We start from the raw sequence: 24,204 nt of genomic DNA, 5'->3' as shown, positions 1-24,204 counted from the left end.
TCCTCTTTCGTATCCGGATACTTCTCAGGCCTTTTCGGGGGTGGACACGGCGCCGACCTCGGCGGTGGACGCGGCGAGGAAGGCGGGCCGTTCACCACCGCCGTGCACGAGCAGTGTCGCGCCGCTGACGTAGGCGGCGAGCGGCGAGGCCAGGAAGGCCGCGCACCGGCCGATATCCTCCGGGGTGGCCATCCGGCGGAGCGGAATGGTCTCGCTGACGGCGTCGATGCCGTCGCGGTCGCCGTAGTGCAATTCGCTGAGTTCGGTTTCGACCATGCCGACGATCAGCGAGTTCACCCGTACCAGCGGCGCCCATTCGACCGAGAGGGATTGGGTCAGGCTGTCCATTCCGGCCTTCGCCGCACCGTAGGCCGCGGTGCCGGGCGAGGCCCGGTGACCGCTGACGCTGGAGATCATCACGATCGAACCGCCTTCGGGCTGATCGCGCATGACCCCGTAGGCGGCCTGCGAAACCAGCAGCGGCGCCATCAGATTCAGCTCGACGATCTTGGTGTTGAAATTCTTGCTCGCCGTGGCCGACGGCGCGAACGGCGCGCCGCCCGCGTTGTTCACCACGTGGTCGAGCCTGCCGTGTCTGGCGACGATGGCGTCGACCAGGCCGCACACCGCGTCGGCGTCGCGCACATCGCAGGGCAGGTAGTCGATCTCGCGCGCGCCGAAGGCGACGGGTCGGTCGGCCGGACGCCGGGCGCAGGCCACCACGGTGGCGCCCGCTTCGAGGAATACCCGGCTGATACCGGCGCCGACTCCGCGCACACCGCCGGTCACGAGGACAACGCGTCCGGCCAGATCGATTTCGAGTGCCACCGTGCTAACCTACCAAGCAACTGCTTGCTTTGCCAATGGCGCCGACAGTGGACACCGAAGGCCCGGGACAACGAAGGACATCCGATGGGGATCAACCGTCACTCCGAATCGACCGGCATCGCCGTGGTCACGGTCGACTATCCGCCCGTCAACGCCATACCGACGGACGGCTGGTTCGCCATCGCCGACGAGGTCCGCGAAGCGGGGCGCGACCAGAAGACCAAGGTCGTGGTGCTGCGCGCGGAGAATCGCGGGTTCAACGCGGGTGTCGACATCAAGGAGATCCAGAGCAAACCGGGTCATCAGGCGCTCATCGACGCCAACCAGGGCTGCTTCGAGGCCTTCGCCGCCGTCTACGACTGCCCGGTCCCGGTGATCGCGGCGGTGCAGGGTTTCTGCCTCGGCGGCGGCATCGGCCTGGTCGGCAACGCCGATGTCGTGATCGCCTCGGACGACGCCACTTTCGGACTTCCCGAAGTCGACCGCGGCGCGCTCGGCGCGGCCACCCACCTGTCGCGGCTGGTGCCCCAGCATCTGATGCGGGCGCTGTTCTTCACCGCGAGCACCATCACCGCGCAGCAGCTGCATCACCACGGCTCGGTGTACCAGGTGGTGCCGCGCGCCGAACTCGACGCGGCGGCGTTGAAGGTCGCCGAGAACATCGCGGCCAAGGACGGCCGGGTGATCCGCGCCGCCAAGCGGGCGCTGAACGGGATCGACACCCAGGACGTGCACCGCAGCTACCGATACGAGCAGGGTTTCACCTTCGAATTGAATCTGGCGGGCGTCGCCGACGAGATCAGGGCCCGATTCGACGACGATCTGGCCGCACGTAAGAGCGGGGAGTAGGCACACACCATGCGAGACAAGCGAATGTCGCTCGACGAGGTCGTCGGCGAACTGCGCAGCGGCATGACCATCGGCATCGGCGGCTGGGGTTCCCGGCGCAAGCCGATGGCGCTGGTCCGAGCCATCCTGCGCTCGGACATCACCGACCTGACCGTGGTGAGCTACGGCGGCCCCGATCTCGGACTGCTCTGCTCGGCGGGCAAGGTGCGCAAGGCGTACTACGGATTCGTCTCCCTCGATTCGGCGCCGTTCTACGACCCGTGGTTCGCGAAGGCACGCACCTCCGGTGCGCTGGAGGCCCGCGAGATGGACGAGGGCATGCTGAAATGCGGGCTGGAGGCGGCCGCCGCGCGCCTGCCCTTCCTGCCGATCCGGGCGGGTCTCGGCTCGGACGTGTTCAACTTCTGGGACGGCGAATTGCGCACGGTCACCTCGCCCTATCCCGGCGAGAACGGCAAGCCCGAGACGCTCACCGCCATGCCCGCGCTGAATCTGGACGCGGCGCTGGTGCACCTGAATATCGGCGACAAACACGGCAATGCCGCCTACACCGGCGTCGACCCCTATTTCGACGACCTGTACTGCCTCGCCGCGCAGCGCCGCTACCTGTCGGTGGAACGCGTGGTGGAGACCGAGGAACTGGTGAAATCCGTTCCGCTGCCGTCGTTGCTGCTCAATCGCATGATGGTCGACGGTGTCGTCGAGGCGCCCGGCGGCGCGCACTTCACCCTGGCGGGCGACGACTACAGGCGAGACGAGAAATTCCAGCGCCACTACGTGGAGTCGGCCAAGACGCCGGAGGGCTGGCAGCAGTTCGTCGACACCTACCTGTCGGTCTCCGAAGACGAGTACCAGGCCGCCGTCCGCGCGTTCGCCACCAAGGAGGCGTGAATGTCCGAGATATCCACCGACACCGTCACCCGCGCCGAGATCTGCGCGGTCGCGTGCGCCGAGATCTTCGAGGGCGCGGGCGAGATCATGGCATCCCCGATGTCGCCGATGTCCATCCTCGGCGCACGCCTGGCCAAACTGACCACCGAACCGGATCTGCTGCTCTCCGACGGCGAGGCGCTGCTGTTCGCCGAGACTCCCCCGATCGGCGGAAAATCCCCCATCGAGGGCTGGATCCCGTTCCGCAAGGTTTTCGACGTGGTGGCCTCGGGCCGTCGTCACGTGGTGATGGGCGCCAACCAGGTGGACCGCCACGGCAACCAGAACCTGTCCGCGTTCGGGCCGTTGCAGCAGCCGACCCGGCAGATGTTCGGTGTGCGCGGAGCACCGGGCAACACTCTCAATCACGCCACCAGTTACTGGATTTCGCGCCACAACAAGCGGACGTTCGTGGAGACGGTCGATATCGTCAGCGGCGTCGGCTACGACAAGATCGACCCGGACAATCCGGCCTTCCGTTTCCACCACCTGCACCGGGTGGTGACCAACCTGGGCGTCTTCGATTTCGAGGGGCCGGATCACACCATGCGGGCCCGCAGCCTGCACCCCGGGGTCACCGCAGACGAGGTCGCGGAGAACACCTCCTTCGAGATCGCCGGACTGGCCGAGGCGGGCGAGTCGAGACGGCCCACCGCCGAAGAACTGCGTCTGATCCGGGATGTGCTCGATCCCGAGAAGGTTCGCGAATCCGAGGTTCCGGCATGACACCCGCGATCCGGACCCCGTTGACCGAACTCGTCGGCATCGAACATCCGGTCGTGCAGACCGGCATGGGCTGGGTGGCGGGCCCGAGCCTGGTCTCGGCGACCTCGAACGCGGGCGGACTCGGCATCCTCGCCTCCGCCACCATGACCTTCGCCGAACTCGAAGCCGCCGTCGCGAAAACCAAGGCGCACACCGACAAACCCTTCGGCGTGAACATCCGCGCCGATGCCACCGACGCGCCCGAGCGGATCGATCTGCTCATCCGGGAGAAGGTGGCGGTCGCCTCGTTCGCGCTCGCACCCAAGCAGGATCTGATCGCGAAACTCAAAGACGCGGGCGTCGTGGTGATTCCGTCGATCGGCGCGGCCAAGCACGCGGTCAAGGTGGCCTCGTGGGGCGCGGACGCGGTGATCGTGCAGGGCGGCGAGGGCGGCGGACACACCGGCCCGGTCGCGACCACCCTGCTGCTGCCCTCGGTCCTCGACGCCGTCGACATCCCCGTGGTCGCCGCGGGCGGTTTCTTCGACGGCCGCGGCCTGGCCGCCGCGCTCGCCTACGGAGCCGCGGGCGTCGCCATGGGCACCCGTTTCCTGCTCACCCAGGAGAGCACGGTGCCCGACGCGGTCAAACAGGAGTACCTGAGCAGGCAATTGCAGGACACCGTCGTCTCGCTGAAGGTCGACGGCATGCCGCACCGGGTGCTCAACACCGAACTGGTGCAACGCCTCGAACATTCCGGCCGCTGGCGCGGACTCGGCGCGGCCGTCGCCAACGCCGCCCGCTTCAAGGGCATGACCGGCATGAAATGGTCGACCCTGGTCCGCGACGGCCTCGCCATGCGCAAACAGAAGGACCTGACCTGGTCCCAGGTGGTCATGGCCGCGAATACCCCGATGCTGCTGCGCGCCGGACTGGTCGAGGGCGACACGCACGCGGGAGTGCTCGCGGCCGGACAGGTCACCGGCATCATCGATGACCTGCCCACCTGCCGGGAATTGATCGATCGCATCGTCACCGACGCGGCGGCGCGGATCGATGCGATAGGTGCGCTGAAAGCGGGAACCGCCGCGTCCGCCTGATACCTGACGGCGTCGCTCTCACCAGGGCAGGATGCCGTACTCGTCCTCGCCGGTCGCGCCCCAGCGGTAGCCCCACAGGGTGCCCGTGGGGCCGTCGGCGGGCAGGGTCGCCAGGCGCGCGACCACCTCGGCTCCCTGCGCGGCGGTGCGGAATCCGGTGTTGCCGTTCAGGTCGGTCGCGCAGTAGCCGGGGTTGGCCGCGTTGACCTTGATCGGCGTGTTCCACAGTTCCTTGGCGTACATCGCCGTGATCATGGTCAGCGCGGTCTTCGAGGTGGGGTAGGCGATCGCGGCCATCGGCCACATGGGGCTGCCCTCGTCCATCGTCATCGCGAACGAGCCGACCTCGCTGGATACGTTCACGATGCGGGCCGCCTCGGACCGGCGCAGCAGCGGCAGCACGGCATTGGTGAGGGCGACGATGCCGAAGACATTGGTCTCGAACACCTCGCGCAGGGTGCTCAGCGCGGTGGAGGACGGTTTGCCGTCGCCGTCGAGCCTGCCCGCGATTCCCGCGTTGTTGACCAGGATGTCGAGTTTGCCGAATTCGGCGTCGATATCGGCGGTGGCGCGGGCGATCGAGTCGGCGTCGGTGACGTCGAGTGGGATGAAACGGGCATCGGCTCCGGCCTCGGACAGCGCCGCCGCCGCGTTCTTGCCTCGGTCGGCGTCGCGCGCGCCGACCAGGACGGTTGTCCCGGTCGCGGCGAGCTGCCCGGCTGTTTCGAATCCGATTCCCTTGTTGGCGCCGGTGATCAATGCGATGGTCGTCATGGCTGCGAGATTTCCACCGCGGCCGAGCGCCCGGGAGGCTCGGCCGAAAGTGGTACCGCTTGTACCTCCCCCGCGACCACCCGGATCCTCGACACTGGATCGGTGACCGACAAAGGGGAACTCGCGGCATTCCTGAAAGCGCGTCGCGCCCGCCTGCGTCCCGGCGACGTGGGGTTGCCCGAGAACGGGCAGCGGCGCACTCCCGGCCTACGACGTCAGGAAGTCGCCCAGCTCGCCGGTATCTCGGTCGAGTACTACATCCGGCTCGAGCAATCCAGGGGCCCGCGGCCGTCGCAGCAGGTGCTGGCGGCACTGTCGCGGGCACTGCTGCTCACCGTGGACGAACGCGACTACCTGCTGCGCGTCGCCGGTCACCATCCACCGCCGGTGGTGGGACCGAATCGTACGGTGCCGGAATCGATCCGGATCATCCTGGACACCATGACCGAGACACCCGCCTACGTCGTGGACGCGACCTACGAGGTGCTCGCCTGGAATCGTGCGGCGATACCGTTCATCGGCGATCTGGCCACCGTCCCCGACGCCGAACGCAATATCGTGCGCTGGACGTTCCGCACGGCGGCCGATCATCCCCGATGGTCCGACGAGGACACCGTCGCCTTCGCCCGTTCGACGGTCGCCGACCTGCGCGCCGCCTACGCCCGCTACCCCGGCCACCCCGCCCTCGCCGCGCTGGTCACCGAATTACTCGGCACCGCACCGAGATTCGCGGCGATGTGGCACGACCACGAGGTCGAGATCCGGCGCACGCACCGCAAGCAGGTCGCCCATCCCGAACTCGGGGCGTTGGAATTCGAATGTCAGGTACTGCATATCAGCGATACCGATCAGCGCATGATCGTGTACTGCGCCACGCCGAATTCGCCGACCGCCGAGGTATTTCGGGCGTTGTCGGCGACGCGATGAACGCGGACGGCGTAGCACCGTGGGCGCCACGGATATCTGAAAGCCGCGCCGCAGGAAGTCGACGCGCGATGGGCGTGGACGCGTCCCGGCGGCCGGGGCGCGGAACACCGCGCGGACGCGGACAGGTTCTGCCGAGTTCGGCGATGAGCAGATAACCGTGGTGGCGCGGCACACCGCGCCACCACGGTCGCTGAATCAGTGATCCAGGCGCTCGATGATGGTCGCATTGGCGGTGCCGCCACCCTCGCAGATGGTGAGCAGACCGTAGCGGCCGTTGACCCGCTCGAGTTCGTTGAGCAGGGTGGCGAACAGTTTCGCGCCGGTCGCGCCGAGGGGGTGACCGAGGGCGATCGCGCCACCGTTGACGTTCACCTTGTCCGGGTCGGCGCCGGTCTCCTTCAACCAGGCGAGCACCACGGGTGCGAATGCCTCGTTGATCTCGACGACGTCGATATCATCGATGGTGAGACCGGTCTTCTCCAGCGCCCATTTGGTGGCCGGGATCGGGGCGGTCAGCATGAAGATCGGGTCGGCGCCGCGCGCGCTGACGTGGTGGATTCGCGCGCGCGGTGTGAGTCCGTATTCCTGGACGGCCCATTCCGAGGCGAGCAGGGTGGCGCTGGCGCCGTCGGAGATCTGGCTGGCCACGGCGGCGGTGAGCGGACTGCCCTCGGCGAGCGCGGGCAGCGAGGCCATCTTCTCCAGGGTCGTCTCGCGCGGGCCCTGGTCGATCGAGAATTCGCCGACCGGCACGATCTCGTTGTCGAAACGGCCGTTCTTGATGGCGTCGCGGGCGCGCTCGTGGCTGCGCAGCGCCCAGCGCTCCATATCCTCGCGGCTGATCCCCCACTTCTCGGCGATCAACTGCGCGCCGCGGAACTGGGACACCTCCTCGGTGCCGTACCGGTGATCCCAGCCCTCGGAGCCGACGAACGGCGAATCGAAACCGTATTCCTTGCCCGCCAGCATGGCCGCGGAGATCGGGATCCGGCTCATGTTCTGCACGCCGCCCGCGACGATCACCTCGGCGGTGCCGCTCATGATGGCCTGCGCGCCGAAATTGATGGCCTGCTGCGAGGATCCGCACTGGCGGTCCACCGTGACGCCGGGCACCTCTTCGGGGAATCCGGCGGCAAGCCACGCGGTGCGCCCGATATTGCCCGCCTGCGGTCCGACATTGTCGACGCAGCCGACGATGACGTCGTCGACGAATTTCGGGTCGACCGGATTGCGGTCGAGCAGACCACGCAGCGCGGCGGCACCGAGATCGGCCGGGTGCACCTCGGCGAGCGCGCCGTTGCGCTTGCCGACCGGGGTGCGCACGGCGTCGATCACGTAGGCGTCCCGGAGCGGGGCGTAGGGCCGACGGGCGGATGGTGCAGACATGGAATCTCCTACTCGGACTTGCCCTCGGGTACGACCGACCCGGAGCCGATGGCTTGCGAAGCCGTTGGGACGGTGAGCCCGTCCAGCACGATGGTCAGGTATTGCTTGGCGAGGTTGTCGACGGTGATGGGACCGCCCGGCTGGTACCACCGCACCGCGACCCACACGGTGTCGCGCAGGAATCGGAAGGTGAGTTCGACATCGAGTTCGGCGCGGAAACTGCCGTCCTCGACACCGTTGATCAGCACGCGGTGCCAGAGTTCACGGAATTCGGCGTTGTATTCGGCGATATAGGCGAACCGTTCCGAATCGCGCAGGCGCTTGGCCTCGGTCTGGTAGATGGCGACAGCGGAGTGGAATCGGTCGAACGATCCGTAGGACGCGATCACCAGGGCTTCCAACGTGTCTCGCGCGCTCAGTCCGGCGGCGACGATCTCGCGATAGCGCCCGAACAGGTCGTCGAGGAAGCCGCGCAGGATCTCGTCCACCATGGATTCCTTGGAATCGAAGTGGTGGTAGAGACTGCCGGATAGGATTCCGGCCGCGTCGGCGATATCGCGGACGGTGGTCGCACGCAGTCCCCGCTCGGCGAAAAGTTCGGCCGCCATCGACAGCAACTCGTTGCGGCGCGCTGATTTCGTGGAGTCCGGTGCGGTCACCACGTCATAGTACAACCAAGCATTTGCTTGGTGCCAGCGCCGTCAGCGTGACGAATAGCGCAACGGCGAGGACATGGAGAGATCGGCGAGCAGCCGCTCACAGATGACCACCGGGGAGATACCCGCCCGCGCCATCCGGGTCACCAGGGCGAGGCGGCGTTCGCAACTGTCCCATTCGACGGTGAGCGGTCCACGTTCCGGGCCCGCGTCCACGGTCGCCATGACCCGAGGCGGGCCGTGCGAGGTCGGTTCCTCGATCAGCTTCAACACGATGCCGCGCTGCCAGGCCCGATAGGTGTCCATATCCGCGCCGACCACCAGTTTGTCGGTCGCCGCGCACAGCCCCTGGGCGATCTCGTCGGCGAAGGCATCGCGGTCGAATCGGACCCTGCGACTCCTGTGCACGAGTTCGAGCAGGTCCGCGCGCACCTCGCGCATCAACGCCATCTGCCGCTGTCTGCGCCGATCCCGCGCGGAAGGCACACCGTCCTCGGGATGAAGCCCGATCCGCCGCCCCCGTTCGTGTACCCGCTCGGTATCGGCCCTGAGAGCCGCCCGCGGATCACGCACGACCTCGGCTTCGTCCACCGCGAACTGCTCGAGAAAATGCGCGGCCCGGCACGCGACGGCGCGGGCGGATTCGTGCCGCATGATTTCGGCACCCAGCGTCAGCGCCGCGAGTACGAGCCCTTCCAGTCTGCGCCTGGCCAGCACGACATCGCGCACCAATTCGAGTTCCAGTTGTTCGCGGGCGCCCGGGCCATCAATGCCCATAGCCATCGCCCCTTACGGGAGTGCGTGATCCGACCGATCCCAGCATCCCACACCCACCGACCAACCGCCCCCGGTTTTTCCCTGATCAGCACGCGGTCCGAGGGTTCTCACGAGACGTGTTCAGCGTCGTTCGCGCCTCCGCGACGACCCACGGTGGTTCCGATTGCCGACCGATGTCCAGGTACCGATCGGCTCGGTCTCGAGGTGAGCGGCCTGCACGGACACTCCCGACTCGTTCGGACAGGATTCCGGCCTGCGCGGACGACAATGTCCGCTCAGGCCGGGCCCCCTCACGCCCGCTGACTGCTGACCGAGACCACCTCGCCGGTGAGGTACGACGTGTAGTCGCTGGCGAGCATGGCGATGGTCGCGGCGACCTCCCAGGGTTCGGCGGCGCGGCCGAAGGCTTCGCGTTCGGAGAGGTTGTCGAGGAGTTCGGTGGAGCTGACCTTGTCGAGGAAGGCGTGGCGGGCGATGCTCGGGGCGACGGCGTTGATGCGGACGCCGAGTTCGGCGGCTTCTACGGCGCTGCACCTGGTCAGGGCCATGACGCCGGCTTTGGCGGCGGCGTAGTGGGCCTGGCCGTATTGGGCGCGCCAGCCCAGGACGCTGGCGTTGTTGACGATGATGCCGCCGTGGCCCGCGTCGCGGAAGTAGGCGAGAGCGGCGCGGGTGCAGCGGAAGGTGCCGTTGAGGGTGATGTCGAGGACGCGGTCCCACTGGTCGTCGGTCATGTCGACGACGGGGGTCTCGCCGCCGAGGCCCGCGTTGTTGACCATGATGTCGATGCGGCCCATGGCCTGGGTGGCACCGCTGATCAGCGCGTTCACCTGTTCGGTGCTCTGCACGTCGCAGGCGATGGCGGCGACGCGGCGGTCCGGGAATTCGCCTTTCAGTTCCACTTCGGTTTCACCGAGGCGGCGTTCGTGCCAGTCGGAGACGACGACGTCGGCGCCTTCGGACAGGAGTCTGCGCGCGGTGGCCGAGCCGATGCCGGTGCCCGCGGCAGCGGTGACGACAGCGACGCGGCCGGTCAGCAGGCCGTGGCCGGGGACGGGCTGCGGGGCGACGGACAGCGGGCCGGTCACGGTCGGGCCTCGCGCGGCAGGCCGAGTACACGTTCGGAGATGATGTTGCGCTGCACTTCGTTCGAACCTCCGTAGATGGTGTCGGCGCGGGTGAACAGGTACAGCCGCTGCCATTCGTTCAGATCGTCACTACCCGCGAGGAGTCCGGCGGGACCCAGCACCGCCATGGCGAGTTCGCCGAGGCCGCGGTGCCAGTTGGCCCACAGCAGTTTCGCGACCGAGGCCTGTCCACCGTCGTCGACGCCGCTGCCTTCCATGGTCCGCAGGGCGTGGGCGCGCAGGACGCGGAGTCCGACCCAGGCGCGGTCGATGCGGTCGGCGATGAGGGGGTCGTCGGCCGCGCCGGTGCGGCGCGCGAGGTCTTCGATATCGGCGAGTTCGCGGGCGAAGCGGATCTGCTGACCGAGGGTGGAGACGCCGCGTTCGAAGGTGAGGGTGCCCATGGCGATGCGCCAGCCGTCACCGGGGGTGCCGACGACCAGGTCGGCGGCGGTGCGGGCGTCGTCGAAGAAGACCTCGTTGAATTCCGACGTGCCGGTGAGCTGGACGATCGGCCGCACTTCGATACCGGGCTGTTTCATGGGAACCAGCAGGTAGGACAGGCCCTTGTGCCGGGTCGAACCCTTCTCGGTGCGCGCCACGACGAAACACCAGTCGGCGACGTGCGCGAGGGAGGTCCAGATCTTCTGGCCGTTGATCGACCATTCGTCGCCGTCGAGGTGGGCGGCGGTGCTGACGGCGGCGAGATCGGATCCGGCGCCCGGTTCCGAGTAGCCCTGGCACCACAGTTCGGTGACATCGCGGATGCCGGGCAGGAACCGGTCCTTCTGCGCCTGGGTGCCGAACGCGAGGACGGTCGGGCCGAGCAGTTCCTCGCCCATGTGCGAGACCCGCGCGGGGGCGTTCGCCTTGGCGTATTCCTCGTGGAAGATCACCTGCTGACGCACGGTGGCCTCGCGCCCGCCGTATTCCTTCGGCCAGCCGAGGCAGGTCCATCCGGCCGCGGCGAGGTGCCGGTCCCAGGCGAGGCGTTCGTCGAATGCCTCGTGTTCCCGGCCCGGTCCGCCGAGTCCGCGCAGCTCACGGAACTCACCGCTGAGATTCTCCGCCAACCACTCGCGCACTTCTGCCGAAAACCGCGCGTCGGACGCGGCGGTATCGGAGTCTGAGGTCTGGATCGCAACCACGACGGTAGGATAACCTACCAAGCACTTGCTTTGTTAGATTGTCGACCTGATCGGTCCGGCGACCCCGGATCGACCGGCGATGGGCCAGCACGAACGGTGAGGACAACCGTGACACCCCCTGCACAGACGACACCGATGGCGCTGCACGACGCCGCGCGCCTGTTCGGCGACACCCCGGCCGTCGCGGACGGTGCGGTCAGGCTCGACTGGATCGAGTTGCTCGGTGCCGTTCAGGAGGTGGCGCGCGCGCTGATCGCGCGGGGCGTGCGGCACGGCGATCGGGTGGCGATGTGGGCGCCCAATACCCACCACTGGGTCGTCGCGGCATTGGCCGCCCACTACGTCGGGGCCGGGCTGGTTCCGCTGAACACCCGCTATGTCGCCGACGAGGCCGCCGATGTGCTCGCCCGTGTCGACGCGAAGGCGCTGTTCATCGCGGGGACTTTCCTCGGCCGGGACCGGGTCGCGGAATTGCGCTCGGCCGCACCGGATCTGGAGATACCCACGATCGTGGTGATTCCGGTGGAGCCGGACAGTGCGGTGGAATCGGAAGCGACCGTGCTGAATTGGTCGGAGCTGGCCGATATCGCCGAACAGGTCACCGTCGAGGACGCGCGCAAACGGGCCGAGGAGGTGAGCCCGGACGACATCTCCGACATCCTGTTCACCTCCGGCACCACCGGGCGCAGCAAAGGCACCCTGGTCGCCCACCGGCAGGCGCTGTCGGTGGTCAGGGGATGGGCCGAATGCGCGACGCTGCGCGGCGACGACCGGTACCTGGTGGTGAATCCGTTCTTCCACAATTTCGGGTACAAGGCGGGCATCCTCGCCTGCCTGGTCACCGGGGCGACGATCGTTCCGCAGGCCACCTTCGACGTGCCCCAGACGATGCGCCTGATCGGCGAGGAGCGGATCACCGTACTGCCCGGACCACCGACGATCTACCAGACCATCCTCGATTTCCCCGACCGCGCAGAGTTCGACCTGAGTTCGCTGCGCGTCGCCACCACGGGCGCGGCGACGGTGCCGGTGGTACTCATCGAGCGGATGCGATCCGAGCTCGACATCGACATCGTCGTCACCGCGTACGGGCTTTCGGAGGCCTCCGGATTCGGGACCATGTGCAAACCCGACGACGACGCCGCGACCATCGCCAACACCTGCGGCGGGCCGATCGCCGGTTTCGAATTGCGGATCGGCGACGCGGGCGAGGTGCTGTTGCGCGGACCCAATGTGATGCTCGGCTATCTCGATGATCCCGAAAACACCGCGGCGACCATCGATGCGGACGGATGGCTGCACACGGGCGATATCGGCGTGGTGGACGAGCGCGGATATCTGCGCATCACCGACCGGCTCAAGGATATGTACATCTCCGGCGGGTTCAACGTGTATCCGGCCGAGGTCGAGCAGGCGTTGGCCCGGCTCGACGGTGTCGCCGAATCCGCGGTGATCGGCGTGCCAGATACCAGGATGGGCGAGGTCGGCAAGGCCTATGTGGTGCGCAAACCCGGATCGACGGTGACCGAGGAACAGGTGCGCGCCCACACCAAAGCCGTGCTCGCCAATTTCAAGGTGCCGCGATTCGTCGAATTCCGGGATCGATTGCCCTACAGCGCCGCCGGGAAAGTGCTCAAGCGCGAACTACGTGAGGAGAAGTGATGTCGGACGAGAACGGTGTATCCGTCGGGGCGGCGGGGCCGGAGAATCCAGAGGGTGAGGTCGTCACCTACGAGACGCGCGGACCTGTCGCGATAGTCACCTTGAACCGGCCCGACTACCGCAACGCGCAGAACTCGGTGATGACCTACGCCATCGACGCCGCTTTCGTCCGGGCCGTCGAAGATCCCGACGTCAAGGTGATCGTGCTGGCGGGCAACGGCAAACATTTCAGCGCCGGGCACGATATCGGCACACCGGGGCGCGATCATCACGTGCGCTACCCGAACAAGGCGACGCTGTGGTGGGACCACGTGGACCGGGTCGGCGGCGACCAGCGTTTCTCCCGCGAGACCGAGGTCTACCTCGGCATGTGCAGGCGCTGGCGCGAGATCCCGAAACCGACCATCGCCATGGTGCAGGGCGCGTGTATCGCGGGCGGACTGATGCTGGCCTGGGTCTGCGATCTGATCATCGCCTCCGACGACGCGTTCTTCTCCGATCCCGTCGTCCGCATGGGTATTCCCGGCGTGGAGTATTTCGCGCACCCGTGGGTCATGGGTCCGCGCGCCGCCAAGGAATTCCTGTTCACGGGTGACCGTTTCGACGCCGCGCAGGCCAAGGAATGGGGCATGGTGAATCGGGTGGTTCCGCGCGCGGAGTTGGAAGAACGCACGCTGGAACTGGCCGAGAAGATCGCCACCATGCCGCAATTCGGTCTCGCGCTCACCAAGAAGGCCGTCAACCAGGCCGAGGATCTGATGGGTATGCGCAGCGGTATGGATTCGGTTTTCGGACTGCACCATTTCGCGCACGCGCACAATGCCGAGATCGGGGCCGATTCGCTGGGCGGCATGAACGCCAAATCGATGAAGGCCGGAGCGACGACCGCCGACAAGGCCGCGCAGAACGGGACACCGTAGTGGATCTGGATCTCGATCGGGCGACGCGGGAATTCCAGGACGAGGTCCGCGAATTCCTGGCCGTCGACAAACCGAAGACACCGCTGCCGTCGATGGATACCAAGGCCGGTTTCGAGGCACACCGCGACTGGGAACGCACCCTCGCCGACGCGCGACTGTCGGTCGTGTCGTGGCAGCGCGAATACGGCGGGCGCGACGCGTCGCTGCTGGAGTGGGTGCTTTTCGAGCAGGAGTACTACGCGGCGGGCGCACCGGGGCGGGTCAGCCAGAACGGCATCTTCCTGCTCGCGCCCACGCTGTTCGAACACGGCAGCCGGGAACAGCTCGAGCGCATCATGCCCAGGATGGCGCGCGGTGACGATATCTGGGCGCAGGCCTGGTCCGAACCCGAGGCGGGCAGCGATCTGGCCGGAATCCGGTCGACGGCCAAGCGCACCAAAGGCGGCTGGCTGCTGAGCGGACAGAAGACCTGGAGTTCACGCGCGTCCTTCGCGGACTGGGCCTTCGGCCTGTTCCGCAGCGATCCCGAGGCCGAACGCCATCGTGGACTCACCTACCTGATGTTCCCGCTCACCGCCGACGGCGTGACGGTGCGGCCGATTCCGCAGCTGGACGGCGAACCCGGTTTCGCGGAGATCTTCCTCGACGACGTGTTCGTCCCCGATCGCGATGTGATCGGCGAACCGGGCGAGGGCTGGCGGGTGGCGATGAGCACCTCCAGTAACGAGCGCGGCCTCTCGCTGCGCAGTCCCGGCCGTTTCAGCGCCACCGCGCAGCGGCTGATCGACCTGTGGCTCGAACTCGGCGACCGCGCCAACACCGGTCAGCGCGATGCCGTCGTGGACGCCTGGATCGGCAGCGAGGCCTACCGCCTGCACACCTTCGGCACCGTCACCCGGTTGAACGAGGGCGGCAAACTCGGCGCGGAATCGTCGATCACCAAGGTGTTCTGGTCCGAACTCGATATCGCCATGCACGAAACCGCGCTGGAAGTCCTCGGGGACGCGGGCGAATACGCGAGTCCGTGGACCGACGGCTACCTGTTCTCGCTGTCCGGCCCGATCTACGCGGGTACCAACGAGATCCAGCGCAATATCATCGCCGAGCGGCTGCTCGGATTACCGAGAGGGAGCAGCCGATGAGGTTCGCGCTCAGCCCGGAACAGCTCGATTTCGGTACCAGCCTGCGCAAATTACTCGACGCCGGTCACACCCCGGCCGCGGTGCGCGCGTGGGCGAACGGTGATCCGCGACCGGGCCGCGCCCTGCTGCGGCAGTTGGCCGGTGCGGGCGTGCTCGGCCTCGCGATCGAGGAGGCGCACGGCGGTGTCGAGGCCGAGCCGATCGACCTCGTCGTCGCCTTCCAGGAATTCGGCCGCGCCGCCGCGCCCGGTCCGGCGGTGGAGACCGCCGCGGCGATACCCGCACTGCTACAGGCACTTCCGCAATCCGACCTCGCCCCCCGCTGGCTGCCCGATTTCGCGGACGGCGCGGCCTTGGGCACCGTGGCATTCGCCATGCCGGGGCGCGGTCCCGTCGCACTGGACGCCGATATCGCCGACGTCGTGCTGTTCGTCGACGGCGACAAACTGTGCACGGCGCGACGCACCGGACCCGTGCGCTCGATCGATCCGGCCCGCCGCCTGTTCCAGGTCGCCGCGGACGAAGTGCTCGTCGAGGGCGAGCAGGTACTCGACGCGGGGGCGGCGGCATTCGACGCGGGGGCGCTCGCGGCCGCGGCGCAACTACTCGGGGCCGGGCGGGCGCTGTTGCACGCGTCGACCGAATACACCAAGCAGCGCAAGCAGTTCGGCAAGCCGATCGGCGAATTCCAAGCGGTGAAACAGAAACTGGCCGATGTGCTGATCGGCCTGGATCTGGCCGAACCGCTGCTGTTCCGCGCGGCGCTCACCACGACCGAACCGACCAGGAGCCGCGACGTGTCGGCCGCCGTGATCGCCTGCGGTGACGCCGCGTACGCCGCCGCCCGCGCCGCGCTCCAGGTGCACGGCGCGATCGGCTACACCGCCGAATACGATCTGTCGCTGTGGCTGACCAAGGTCACCGCCCTTCGGTCCGCCTGGGGCACACCGGATCTGCATCGCGCGCGGATCGCACGGGCGCTGCGTGACGAGACCCTGCTCGAGCGCGCGTTGCGGGGCACCGCGTGAGCGCCGCCGAGCACCGGGAATTCACCGCCTCCGTGCGGGCCCTGCTGACCAAACACGCGACCAGCGCCGCCGTGCGCGCGGGGATGGACGCGGAGCCCGGCTACGACCCCGCACTGTGGCGACTGCTGTCGGAGCAGATCGGCGTCGCGGCACTCGCCGTCCCCGAGGAATACGACGGCGTCGGGGCGGGACTGGTCGAATCCTTGCTGGTCGTCGGCGAATTGGGCCGCACGCTGGCGAATGTTCCGATGCTCGGTTCGGCCGTGCTCGGGGTTCAGGCCGTGCTGCTCTCCGGTGACGGCGACGCCGCAGCTCGGCTGCTGCCCGGTGTCGCGGCCGGTTCCACCATCCTCGCGGTGTGCTGGGCGGGCGCGGACGGCTGGGACGAGCCCGGTATCCACGCCGACGGGGAAACACTGTCCGGCACCGCGCATTACGTGCTCGACGGCTTGCACGCCGACACTTTGATCGCGGTGACCACCTCGGGCCTGTTCGAGGTGTCCGCCGATGCCGAGGGGGTGTCCAGGCGCGGGGTGGCGACCATGGATCCGACCAGGAAACTGGCCGAGATCACCTTCGACGAGGTGCCCGCCCGCAGGCTCGGCGACCGCGATCCCCTCGTGGTCGCGGCGCGACTGCGGGAGGTCGCGTGGGCGGCGGTCGCGGCCGAACAGGTCGGCGCGGCACGGCGGTGTCTGGAACTGACCGTCGAATACACCGGATCGCGGGTCCAGTTCGGCCGGGCGATCGGCGGTTTCCAGGCGCTCAAGCACCGGATGGCCGATATGTACGTGCTCGTGGAATCGGCCGAGTCCGCCTCACAGGCCGCCACCGCGGCGGTGGCCGAGGGCAGCGAGTCGGCGGCGGAGGACGTCTGGGCGGCGCGTATCCACTGCTCGGAGACGTTCACCACGGTCGTGTCGGAAATGGTGCAGATGCACGGCGGTATCGCCATCACCTGGGAGCACGACGCCCACCTGTTCTTCAAACGGGCGCACGGTGACGCCCAACTCTTCGGCACACCGCGCAGGCCGCTGACACCGTCGGTCTGATCGATTCACAGTTACCCCCAGGGGTCCGACACTCCTGGGGATAACTTTGCAAGTTGCCGTGAGCGGAAACCCATCGCGGCGGGATCGATCCGATCGCGGTCCACGGTCTGGACCTCCAGCGAGTACCCGCGGCCGTAGCGCGTCACCCCCGATCGGCCCAGCGTACGGGTGAAGTGACAGCTCTCACCGAGAATAGATAGTTAGCTTATGTAATAATATTTAGGTGCGGCTCCCCCCGGTGACTCCCATAGAAGACAGCGTGGTCGACCTCCTCGTCACCGCGGGTAGGCTCACCCGGCTGGCCGGGGCGAGCGGCGGCGACGATCTACCGCGTGCCGTCCTACGGGCACTCTCGGTGCTCGAGGAACACGGCGCGATGCGGGTCAGCGAATTCGCCCGAATCGATCGATGTTCACAGCCGGCGGCAACGGCGCTGATCGGCAGACTCGTCGCGGACGGATACGCCACCCGAGGCAAGGACCCGGAGGATTCCCGGGCCGTCGTCGTCACCCTCACCCCGGCCGGACGTGACCGCCTCCACCATGCGCGCCGCCGCTACGGCGCCACCTTCGCGAGCAGGCTGACCGAATTCGATCCGGCACGTCTCGCCCGCATGGAGACCGATCTGAAGGACCTGCTCGACGCACTGAAGAGCGCTCCGCCACAGCACTATTCGACCTAGAGGTGATCCCATGACAGTGACCGCGCCCGACGCCGATCTCACCGCGCGCACCGCGCCGAGATCCGGACAGCCCAAAGCCGTCTGGGCCGTCGCGTTCGCCAGCGTCATCGCCTTCATGGGCATCGGACTCGTCGATCCCATCCTGAAGCCGATCGGCGAACAGCTGCACGCCTCGCCGTCGCAGGTATCGCTGCTGTTCACCAGCTACATGCTGGTGACGGGGGTGGCCATGCTGATCACCGGCGTGGTGTCGAGCCGCTTCGGCGCGAAGAAGACCCTGCTGGCCGGGCTCGCGATCATCGTCGTGTTCGCCGCGCTGGCGGGCATGTCGAACACTGTCGCGCAGATCATCGGATTCCGGGCGGGCTGGGGTCTGGGCAACGCCCTGTTCATCGCCACCGCGCTCGCCACCATCGTCGGCGCCTCCACCGGCGGCGTCTCACGCGCGATCATCCTCTACGAGGCCGCGCTCGGAATAGGCATCGCGACCGGTCCGCTGGTCGGCGGCGTGCTCGGCGGAATCAGCTGGCGCGGACCATTCTTCGGCGTCTCGGTGCTGATGGCCATCGCTTTCGTCGCCATCGTCACCCTGTTGCCCGACGGACCGAAACCGGCCCATCACACCTCGATCACCGCGCCTTTCGCGGCGCTGCGCCATCGCGGCCTGCTGACGGTCAGTATCACCGCGCTGCTCTACAACTTCGGCTTCTTCACCCTGCTCGCCTACACCCCGTTCCCGCTCGACATGGGCACCTACGCCATCGGATTCATCTTCTGCGGCTGGGGCATCCTGCTCGCCGTCGCGTCGGTCTTCCTCGCCCCTCGCCTGCAAAAGCGGTTCGGGACACTGCCGATGATGGGGGTCTCGCTCGGACTGTTCGCCGCCGATCTCGCGGTCATGGCCGTCTTCGCCGAACACAAGCCGGTGCTGATCGCGGGAACCGTCGTCGCCGGCCTGTTCCTCGGCGTGAACAACACGCTGATCACCGAGGCCGTCATGATCTCCGCTCCGGTCGAGCGAGCGACCGCGTCGGCCGCGTACAGCTTCGTCCGCTTCGCGGGCGGTGCGGCGGCCCCCTACCTCGCGGGCAAACTCGGCGAGCACAATATCGGCCTGCCGTTCTGGGTCGGTGCGGCGTGCACGGCGGCGGCGGTGCTGGTGCTGGCGTCCGGGCGAGCGGCACTGGCCCACCTCGACGACCACGATCCGGCGGCGCACAGCGTCGACGAGGCACGGGCGATCACCGTCGGCGACTGACCCGGACCGGATCACGTCGACTCACGCGGCATATCGGTCAGCCGCCGTCCTGGCCGATCGCCGCCCGGAAATCCGGATGAGCCCGGACGAACGCGAACCTCTCGTCGTAGATCGGGCGGAACACCACCTTTCGGGCGCTCCTGCCCAGCAGCAGCACGCATACCTACGGGACTCGCGCGCGGCGGGCCGGATTTCTCCATTCACCATCGGCCCAGGACACCGATCCGGCCGGGACCACGGCGTCGTGGCAGATCGGCGGACGTGACACCGGCACCGGGCGCCGCCCGGTGAGGAAATCGCGGAGTAGCGTCGAGCGGTATGGGCGATGCGCAGCGTGGGCGGGTCACACTGGAAACCGGCAAGAAGCGGGTCAGGGTCTATCTGGGCGGGCATCTGGTCGCCGACTCCATCCGGCCGGTGTTGGTGTGGGAGAACCCGCACTATCCCGCCTACTACCTGCCCGCCGCGGACGTGTTCGCGACGCTGGAGGCCAGCGGTACGAGCAAACACTCCCCCAGTCGCGGTGACGGCACCGGATACGACGTCGTCGTCGCCGGGATCACGGCGGAGAACGCCGCGTTGCGCTACCACGATTCGCCGATCCCCGAACTCCAGGAGCTGGTGCGGCTGGAGTGGGACGCGATGGACGAATGGTTCGAGGAGGACGAACCCGTCTACGTACACCCCCGGAATCCGTATTCGCGCGTGGATATCCTCGCCAGCTCACGCCATATCCGCGTCGAGATCGACGGCGTCACGGTCGCCGATTCACGCGCCGCGCGCATCCTGTTCGAAACCGGGCTTCCCGCACGGTATTACCTTCCGCTGACCGACGTTCGCACCGATCTCCTCTCGACCTCCGACACCCACACGAGCTGCCCCTACAAGGGCAATGCCGACTACTGGAACGTCCGCGTCGGCGACACCGAATACGCGGACTACGTGTGGATCTACCGCACCCCGGTCGCGGAGAGCCAGAAGATCGCCGGGCTCGCCTGTTTCTACAACGAGAAGGTCGACATCTACGTCGACGATGTTCTCCAGGAACGGCCGAAGACGCCGTTCAGCTGATCGAACGAGGCGGCAGGGTGCCGGTTCTCCGCCAAGCGAGTTGTGGACGTGGTGAATCCGGCAACCGGATAGTTCGGGTGCCCGCGTGGATCGTCGTACGCCGACGGCCTCGGGACAACCGACCGGAGAACTCCCGTCGAGATCATCCGCGCGTTCCTCGTCGCCCGCCATCGACGCTGGCGCGGGTACACGCGCGCGCGTGACGTTTCCGCCTGGCGGAAGCTCACCGGTACCCGGCGAGACCGTCGGCGAGTTCGCCCCGGTCGTTGTCGCGGTGTCCGGCGAGGGCCTGCTGGAGGGCGAAAGTCGCACGGATAGCGGCGATGCGCCGTACGAGATCAGGACGGCTCGAAGGTGGGGTTTTCGCGCCATCGGTGACGGCGGGGTCGGACATTTCGACGAGCCTGCTCAGGAATCGATTGCCGAAGGTCGCGCCCAGGGCCGCGTAATCCTCTGCCTGGTCCGCGAAGCAGGCGGAATCCCAGTCGACGATGCCGACGAGGCGAGGACCGGTGGAACTCTTTTCCCAGAGCAGATTCTCGCCGCCGAGATCGCCGTGGACTAGTGCGTTCGTGCGGTACGGCAGCGAGTCGAGCGCGGCCAGTTCGACATCGGCTCGGAGGCGGCCTTCAGCTGACATGAGGGGGTACAGGTGGGTGCGGATATCGGCGGCGAACCGGGCCCAGCGGTCGGGGTGAGCGAGAGGGATCGTCGCGGGCCACGCTGAATCGGGCGGCGGTGTCGGCGCGAGGCGAGCCGGTGCTGCGCCGGGCACGTCGGCGGGTAACGGCTCGACAGGGCCGACGTCGGCGGGTGCGCAATTGGCAGGACCGACACCTGTCAGTGCGCAATCAGCAGGACCGACGTCGCGCGAAGGTACCGTCGGGCCCGACGATTGTCGCCCGAACTCGAACCCGGTGGACGGGGCTGAGCGGACGGTATCGACGTCGCAGCCGAGTACAGAGCGCTCGCCGGCCACCGAGTACAGAGCGGTGAGTACGGCGTGACAAGCGCGCACCACGGCTTCCAGCACGGCCGGGTCTTCGAGGGTGGCGGGGTCGAGCGGTGCACCGGGAACTCGTGTCGTGACAAGATACGCGGTATCGCCGGATATGTTCAGCGCCAAGGGTTTCGGGACACCGACGCCGATACCGATACCCGTGAGCGCGGCCAGTCGAGCCGCACGATGAGGGAGCCGTCGCGCGGCGGCGGATGTTCGGGCCAGGCAGACGACGATCTCGGAACCCATGACGACGGTGTGGAATTGGCCTTCGCGCACTTCCGTCACCTCATCGCCGCGCAGCAGTCGGGCGAGTAGCGTGCGATGGCGGTCGAGTACCGCGCGGGTCGCGCTGTGGTCGAGCCGACGGGTCATACCGCGATGAGCGGGGTTTCGTCGGCGGTGTGGCGGTACCTGCCCGGGGCCAGACCGTATTCGCGTTTGAAGGCTTTGGCGAAGGCGAATTCGGAGGTGTAGCCGACCTTTCGGGCGATCGCACTCAGGGCCGCGTCGGTGTCGCGGAGCAGACGGGCGGCGGTGAGCATGCGCCAGCGGGTGACGTAGGCGAGTGGGGGTTCGCCGATGGTGGCGGCGAATCGGCGGGCCAGGGTGGCGCGGGAGACGCCCGCGATATCGCTGAGATCGGGGACCGTCCACGCGCGGGCGGGTTCTTCGTGCACCGCGCGCAGGGCGACGGCGACGGCCGGGTCGGCGAACGCGGCGGCCCAGCCGGTGGCGTGCTCGGTGGCCTGCTGGTCGAACCAGGAGCGCAGGGCGAAGAGCAGCAGCATTTCGAGCAGAGCGGGGACGACGGCGTCGCTGCCGAGTCTGGGTTCGGTCATCTCGGCGGCGAGCAGGTCGACCGCGCCGCGCAGCGCGGGATCGCGGCGGGAGTCGGCCGGGAGGTGGATGAATTCGGGGAGTTCGTCCAGCAGTGGGTGGCTGCGCTGCCTGCCGAGTCCGTATGCGCCGCAGAGCAATGCGGTCTTCGCCCCCGAACCCGGGATGTAGCGGGGTTCACCGGGGATCGCGACTTCGGTGACCGGGCTGTCGAGGTCGTCGACCAGGCAGTGGTCGGCGCCGCGCGGCATGAACAACACGTCGCCCGTCTCCAGTGCGAGGGGCACACCCGTCGCGGGCATACGGCTGCGCCTCTGCGGCGACTCCGGGAGGTTGGAGGGCGCGACCACACCCGATGCCGAGGAGACCGGCGTCGTGCCGATCGTCGCCGACCCCGGCTCCAAACCGAACGTCGCGGGCCCGACGCTGCCCGGACGTGATCCGATCCGCGATGACCGAGCACCGGCACGATTCGCAGCCCCGGTGGGCGATGTTTCGAGAGTTCCTGCACCGCTGGATGATTCGGGCACGCTCCGCAGCGACGCCACGGTCACACCGGCGGGCGGGACCACGTAGCACGACCCCTCCAGCACGACGTGGAACCCCGCACCGGGCACCACCGGGTACTCCCGCCCCCACGGCGCGTGCCGGACGAACATGCCCGAGGCCGGGTTGCCGGTACGGATCGCGGCAATGGTCTCGCTGAGGATGTCCACCGCACCAGCCTAGCGCCGATATGAGTGTTTCGGATATCGAAGAGAGTGATTCAGCCATTCAAAGGCTCACCCGGCCGCCATACGGTGAGTTCATGACAACGACGAAAACCACCACCATCGCCGTCTACGGTGCCTCCGGCATCACCGGCGGCCACATCCTCGGGGAACTGCGCCGACGCGGACTCGCCGCGATCCTGGTCGGCCGGGACGCGGGCCGATTGCGCGCGGCCGCCGACGCGGCGGAACTGACGGACGCGCGGATCGCGGTGGCCGATCTCGGCGACCACGACGCGCTGGTCGCAGCCTTCTCCGGTGCCGACGTGGTGATCAGCGCCCTGCCCGCCTACGTGGACAACGGCGAACCGGTGCTCGTCGCCGCCATCGACGCGGGCGCGCACTACACCGACGTGTCGGGCGAACAACTGTTCCTGAAGCGGGTTCTCGACGTGTACTCCGCGCGTGCCGAAGCCGCCGGGGTGACGGTGATCTCGGGGGTCACCGACAACAGCCTGCCCGCCGACCTGCTGGCCTACCTGACGTCGCGCCGGGTCGCGGGCCCCGCCGACATCGTCATCAGCCACCTGAGCAAGAGCGGAGGAAACGGGTCGAAAGGCAGCGCGCGAACGGTTCTCGCCGGACTCGACTGGTTCCGTTCGGGCGGCTGGCATTACGCGGACGGCGAATTGCGCACCGGCACGACGGCCCGGCACCCCGAGATGACCTTCCCCGGCGACAGCGTGCCGACCGCGGTATCGAAATTCCCGCAGCCGCCGGTGCTCACCATCCCCCGTCATTCGGAGGTCTCCTCCGTCGAAGGCGTGGTCGCGACCTCGATTCTCGACCAACTCGGCGGGTTCACCGCCGAGATCGTCGACTCCCTGCCCGAGACACCGAGCGCGGACCTGCGCTACGACCTCGTCGTCGACGCGTACGGGGCCGACGGTGGACGGGTCCGTGGCGTGGTCAGCGGGGTGGACTCCTACCGCGACTCCGGTCTGATGACGGTCGAGATCGCGGTCGGACTGGCCGGAGGCGAGGCGAAACCGGGCGCGCTCGCACCGGCGGAGGCGTTCGACGCGGTGCGGGTCCTGGACTCGCTCGAACAGTTCGGCATCACGTGGCGGATCGAGTGACAGCGCGGCTGTCGGGCATAGTCGGGTGATGACCGAGAATCGACCCGACCTGGCCGCGGCATTGGATCTGGCTCCGCATCCGGAAGGCGGCTGGTATCGGGAAACCTGGCGCAGCGCCGTGGAATTCGTCCCGGAGGGATATGCCGGACCGCGGGCGAGCGCGACCGGAATCTATTTCCTGCTGATGCCGGGAGAACGGTCCGCCCCGCACACGGTCACCTCCGACGAGGTGTGGCTCTGGCACCGGGGCGGGCCGCTCGTGCTCGATATCGGCGGGGAAGAGGTAATACTCGGGCCCGACGTCGAGCGGGGGCAGGTGCTCCAAGCGGTGGTGCCGGGCGGGGTCAGCCAGGCGGCGTGGCCGTCGGGGGCGGAATACGCGCTGGTGAGTTGTATCGTCTCGCCCGGATTCGACTTCGCGGATTTCCGGCTCGACTGAATACCCGGCCTCAGCGGTCATTCGCGCCGCGAACGGGCAGGAACCCGCGTTCCC

24 protein-coding genes are annotated in these 24,204 nt (G+C 68.0%); 15 read left to right on the top strand and 9 right to left on the bottom strand.

Annotated elements, in window-relative coordinates; all coding sequences use genetic code 11:
* Positions 1–24: 24 nt before the first annotated feature.
* Positions 25–828, bottom strand: a complete 804-nt coding sequence (locus tag JZ792_RS23320) for an SDR family oxidoreductase (protein WP_216913317.1) — start codon at positions 826–828, stop codon at positions 25–27.
* Between the two features lie 84 nt (positions 829–912).
* On the opposite strand from JZ792_RS23320, the gene JZ792_RS23315 reads away from it, so the two are divergent.
* From JZ792_RS23315 to JZ792_RS23300, 4 genes are read left to right on the top strand one after another with little or no spacing between them, the layout of a single operon-like run.
* Positions 913–1,677: an enoyl-CoA hydratase family protein gene (locus JZ792_RS23315; protein WP_216913315.1), complete on the top strand. Its 765-nt coding sequence runs from the start codon at positions 913–915 to the stop codon at positions 1,675–1,677.
* Between the two features lie 9 nt (positions 1,678–1,686).
* Positions 1,687–2,568 (top strand): CoA transferase subunit A, encoded by an 882-nt coding sequence (locus JZ792_RS23310; RefSeq protein WP_216913312.1) that lies wholly within the window; start codon positions 1,687–1,689, stop codon positions 2,566–2,568.
* Positions 2,569–3,333, top strand: a complete 765-nt coding sequence (locus tag JZ792_RS23305) for a CoA-transferase subunit beta (RefSeq protein ID WP_216913310.1) — start codon at positions 2,569–2,571, stop codon at positions 3,331–3,333.
* Positions 3,330–4,412 (top strand): NAD(P)H-dependent flavin oxidoreductase, encoded by a 1,083-nt coding sequence (locus JZ792_RS23300; protein ID WP_216913308.1) that lies wholly within the window; start codon positions 3,330–3,332, stop codon positions 4,410–4,412. The genes JZ792_RS23305 and JZ792_RS23300 overlap by 4 nt, the downstream gene beginning before the upstream one ends.
* A gap of 18 nt (positions 4,413–4,430) precedes the next feature.
* On the opposite strand, the gene JZ792_RS23295 is transcribed toward JZ792_RS23300, so the two are convergent.
* Positions 4,431–5,186: an SDR family NAD(P)-dependent oxidoreductase gene (locus JZ792_RS23295; RefSeq protein ID WP_216913306.1), complete on the bottom strand. Its 756-nt coding sequence runs from the start codon at positions 5,184–5,186 to the stop codon at positions 4,431–4,433.
* Positions 5,187–5,288: 102 nt separating this feature from the next.
* On the opposite strand from JZ792_RS23295, the gene JZ792_RS23290 reads away from it, so the two are divergent.
* Positions 5,289–6,113 carry a helix-turn-helix transcriptional regulator gene (locus tag JZ792_RS23290; RefSeq protein ID WP_216913304.1) on the top strand — a complete coding sequence of 275 codons (825 nt, stop codon included), beginning with the start codon at positions 5,289–5,291 and terminating at the stop codon, positions 6,111–6,113.
* 195 nt (positions 6,114–6,308) lie between these two features.
* On the opposite strand, the gene JZ792_RS23285 is transcribed toward JZ792_RS23290, so the two are convergent.
* From JZ792_RS23285 to JZ792_RS23265, 5 genes are all read right to left on the bottom strand, one after another.
* Positions 6,309–7,499 (bottom strand): acetyl-CoA C-acetyltransferase, encoded by a 1,191-nt coding sequence (locus JZ792_RS23285; RefSeq protein WP_216913302.1) that lies wholly within the window; start codon positions 7,497–7,499, stop codon positions 6,309–6,311.
* An 8-nt stretch (positions 7,500–7,507) separates the two neighbouring features.
* A complete protein-coding gene (locus JZ792_RS23280; protein WP_216913341.1) occupies positions 7,508–8,107 on the bottom strand; it encodes a TetR/AcrR family transcriptional regulator in 600 nt (199 codons plus the stop codon).
* 93 nt (positions 8,108–8,200) lie between these two features.
* The gene (locus JZ792_RS23275) at positions 8,201–8,932 is read right to left on the bottom strand and encodes a hypothetical protein (RefSeq protein WP_216913300.1); all 732 of its coding nucleotides are present in this window, start codon (positions 8,930–8,932) and stop codon (positions 8,201–8,203) included.
* 290 nt (positions 8,933–9,222) lie between these two features.
* On the bottom strand, positions 9,223–10,020 hold the full coding sequence (locus JZ792_RS23270) for an SDR family oxidoreductase (RefSeq protein WP_216913298.1): 798 nt from the start codon (positions 10,018–10,020) through the stop codon (positions 9,223–9,225).
* On the bottom strand, positions 10,017–11,207 hold the full coding sequence (locus tag JZ792_RS23265; RefSeq protein ID WP_216913296.1) for an acyl-CoA dehydrogenase family protein: 1,191 nt from the start codon (positions 11,205–11,207) through the stop codon (positions 10,017–10,019). The genes JZ792_RS23270 and JZ792_RS23265 overlap by 4 nt, the downstream gene beginning before the upstream one ends.
* Positions 11,208–11,315: 108 nt before the next feature.
* Between JZ792_RS23265 and JZ792_RS23260 the strand changes: the two genes are divergently transcribed.
* The 8 genes from JZ792_RS23260 (at position 11,316) to JZ792_RS23225 (ending at position 20,022) form a co-directional block, all read left to right on the top strand.
* Positions 11,316–12,869: a FadD3 family acyl-CoA ligase gene (locus tag JZ792_RS23260; RefSeq protein ID WP_308165412.1), complete on the top strand. Its 1,554-nt coding sequence runs from the start codon at positions 11,316–11,318 to the stop codon at positions 12,867–12,869.
* The gene (locus JZ792_RS23255; protein ID WP_216913294.1) at positions 12,869–13,789 is read left to right on the top strand and encodes an enoyl-CoA hydratase; all 921 of its coding nucleotides are present in this window, start codon (positions 12,869–12,871) and stop codon (positions 13,787–13,789) included. The genes JZ792_RS23260 and JZ792_RS23255 overlap by 1 nt, the downstream gene beginning before the upstream one ends.
* Positions 13,789–14,931: an acyl-CoA dehydrogenase family protein gene (locus tag JZ792_RS23250; protein WP_216913292.1), complete on the top strand. Its 1,143-nt coding sequence runs from the start codon at positions 13,789–13,791 to the stop codon at positions 14,929–14,931. The genes JZ792_RS23255 and JZ792_RS23250 overlap by 1 nt, the downstream gene beginning before the upstream one ends.
* Positions 14,928–15,959, top strand: a complete 1,032-nt coding sequence (locus JZ792_RS23245; RefSeq protein WP_216913290.1) for an acyl-CoA dehydrogenase family protein — start codon at positions 14,928–14,930, stop codon at positions 15,957–15,959. The genes JZ792_RS23250 and JZ792_RS23245 overlap by 4 nt, the downstream gene beginning before the upstream one ends.
* Positions 15,956–17,011, top strand: a complete 1,056-nt coding sequence (locus JZ792_RS23240) for an acyl-CoA dehydrogenase family protein (protein ID WP_216913288.1) — start codon at positions 15,956–15,958, stop codon at positions 17,009–17,011. Before JZ792_RS23245 ends, JZ792_RS23240 begins: the two co-directional genes overlap by 4 nt.
* Positions 17,012–17,249: 238 nt before the next feature.
* A complete protein-coding gene (locus JZ792_RS23235; RefSeq protein WP_308165411.1) occupies positions 17,250–17,693 on the top strand; it encodes a MarR family winged helix-turn-helix transcriptional regulator in 444 nt (147 codons plus the stop codon).
* A 10-nt stretch (positions 17,694–17,703) separates the two neighbouring features.
* Positions 17,704–18,951, top strand: a complete 1,248-nt coding sequence (locus tag JZ792_RS23230; protein ID WP_216913284.1) for an MFS transporter — start codon at positions 17,704–17,706, stop codon at positions 18,949–18,951.
* Between the two features lie 318 nt (positions 18,952–19,269).
* Positions 19,270–20,022, top strand: coding sequence for a DUF427 domain-containing protein (locus JZ792_RS23225; RefSeq protein WP_216913282.1), 753 nt, complete (start codon positions 19,270–19,272; stop codon positions 20,020–20,022).
* 223 nt (positions 20,023–20,245) lie between these two features.
* On the opposite strand, the gene JZ792_RS23220 is transcribed toward JZ792_RS23225, so the two are convergent.
* Positions 20,246–21,397, bottom strand: coding sequence for a phosphotransferase family protein (locus JZ792_RS23220; protein ID WP_216913280.1), 1,152 nt, complete (start codon positions 21,395–21,397; stop codon positions 20,246–20,248).
* The gene (locus tag JZ792_RS23215) at positions 21,394–22,578 is read right to left on the bottom strand and encodes a helix-turn-helix transcriptional regulator (protein WP_308165410.1); all 1,185 of its coding nucleotides are present in this window, start codon (positions 22,576–22,578) and stop codon (positions 21,394–21,396) included. The genes JZ792_RS23220 and JZ792_RS23215 overlap by 4 nt, the downstream gene beginning before the upstream one ends.
* Before the next feature lie 92 nt (positions 22,579–22,670).
* Between JZ792_RS23215 and JZ792_RS23210 the strand changes: the two genes are divergently transcribed.
* Both JZ792_RS23210 and JZ792_RS23205 read left to right on the top strand, forming a co-directional pair.
* Positions 22,671–23,711: a saccharopine dehydrogenase NADP-binding domain-containing protein gene (locus JZ792_RS23210; protein ID WP_216913278.1), complete on the top strand. Its 1,041-nt coding sequence runs from the start codon at positions 22,671–22,673 to the stop codon at positions 23,709–23,711.
* Between the two features lie 28 nt (positions 23,712–23,739).
* Positions 23,740–24,150 carry a cupin domain-containing protein gene (locus tag JZ792_RS23205; RefSeq protein WP_216913276.1) on the top strand — a complete coding sequence of 137 codons (411 nt, stop codon included), beginning with the start codon at positions 23,740–23,742 and terminating at the stop codon, positions 24,148–24,150.
* Positions 24,151–24,204: the final 54 nt, after the last annotated feature.

The sequence above is a fragment of the Nocardia noduli genome (assembly GCF_019038455.1).
Classification (GTDB): domain Bacteria; phylum Actinomycetota; class Actinomycetes; order Mycobacteriales; family Mycobacteriaceae; genus Nocardia; species Nocardia noduli.
This window is presented reverse-complemented; position numbering and strand designations above follow the sequence as displayed.

Coding starts and splice junctions, on each gene's coding strand:
- JZ792_RS23220 (WP_216913280.1), bottom strand. CDS start 21,397: ATGACCCGTCGGCTCGACCACAGCGCGACCCGCGCGGTACTCGACCGC.
- JZ792_RS23225 (WP_216913282.1), top strand. CDS start 19,270: ATGGGCGATGCGCAGCGTGGGCGGGTCACACTGGAAACCGGCAAGAAG.
- JZ792_RS23230 (WP_216913284.1), top strand. CDS start 17,704: ATGACAGTGACCGCGCCCGACGCCGATCTCACCGCGCGCACCGCGCCG.
- JZ792_RS23280 (WP_216913341.1), bottom strand. CDS start 8,107: ATGGCGGCCGAACTTTTCGCCGAGCGGGGACTGCGTGCGACCACCGTC.
- JZ792_RS23315 (WP_216913315.1), top strand. CDS start 913: ATGGGGATCAACCGTCACTCCGAATCGACCGGCATCGCCGTGGTCACG.
- JZ792_RS23245 (WP_216913290.1), top strand. CDS start 14,928: ATGAGGTTCGCGCTCAGCCCGGAACAGCTCGATTTCGGTACCAGCCTG.
- JZ792_RS23285 (WP_216913302.1), bottom strand. CDS start 7,499: ATGTCTGCACCATCCGCCCGTCGGCCCTACGCCCCGCTCCGGGACGCC.
- JZ792_RS23295 (WP_216913306.1), bottom strand. CDS start 5,186: ATGACGACCATCGCATTGATCACCGGCGCCAACAAGGGAATCGGATTC.
- JZ792_RS23310 (WP_216913312.1), top strand. CDS start 1,687: ATGCGAGACAAGCGAATGTCGCTCGACGAGGTCGTCGGCGAACTGCGC.
- JZ792_RS23275 (WP_216913300.1), bottom strand. CDS start 8,932: ATGGGCATTGATGGCCCGGGCGCCCGCGAACAACTGGAACTCGAATTG.
- JZ792_RS23210 (WP_216913278.1), top strand. CDS start 22,671: ATGACAACGACGAAAACCACCACCATCGCCGTCTACGGTGCCTCCGGC.
- JZ792_RS23305 (WP_216913310.1), top strand. CDS start 2,569: ATGTCCGAGATATCCACCGACACCGTCACCCGCGCCGAGATCTGCGCG.
- JZ792_RS23205 (WP_216913276.1), top strand. CDS start 23,740: ATGACCGAGAATCGACCCGACCTGGCCGCGGCATTGGATCTGGCTCCG.
- JZ792_RS23255 (WP_216913294.1), top strand. CDS start 12,869: ATGTCGGACGAGAACGGTGTATCCGTCGGGGCGGCGGGGCCGGAGAAT.
- JZ792_RS23300 (WP_216913308.1), top strand. CDS start 3,330: ATGACACCCGCGATCCGGACCCCGTTGACCGAACTCGTCGGCATCGAA.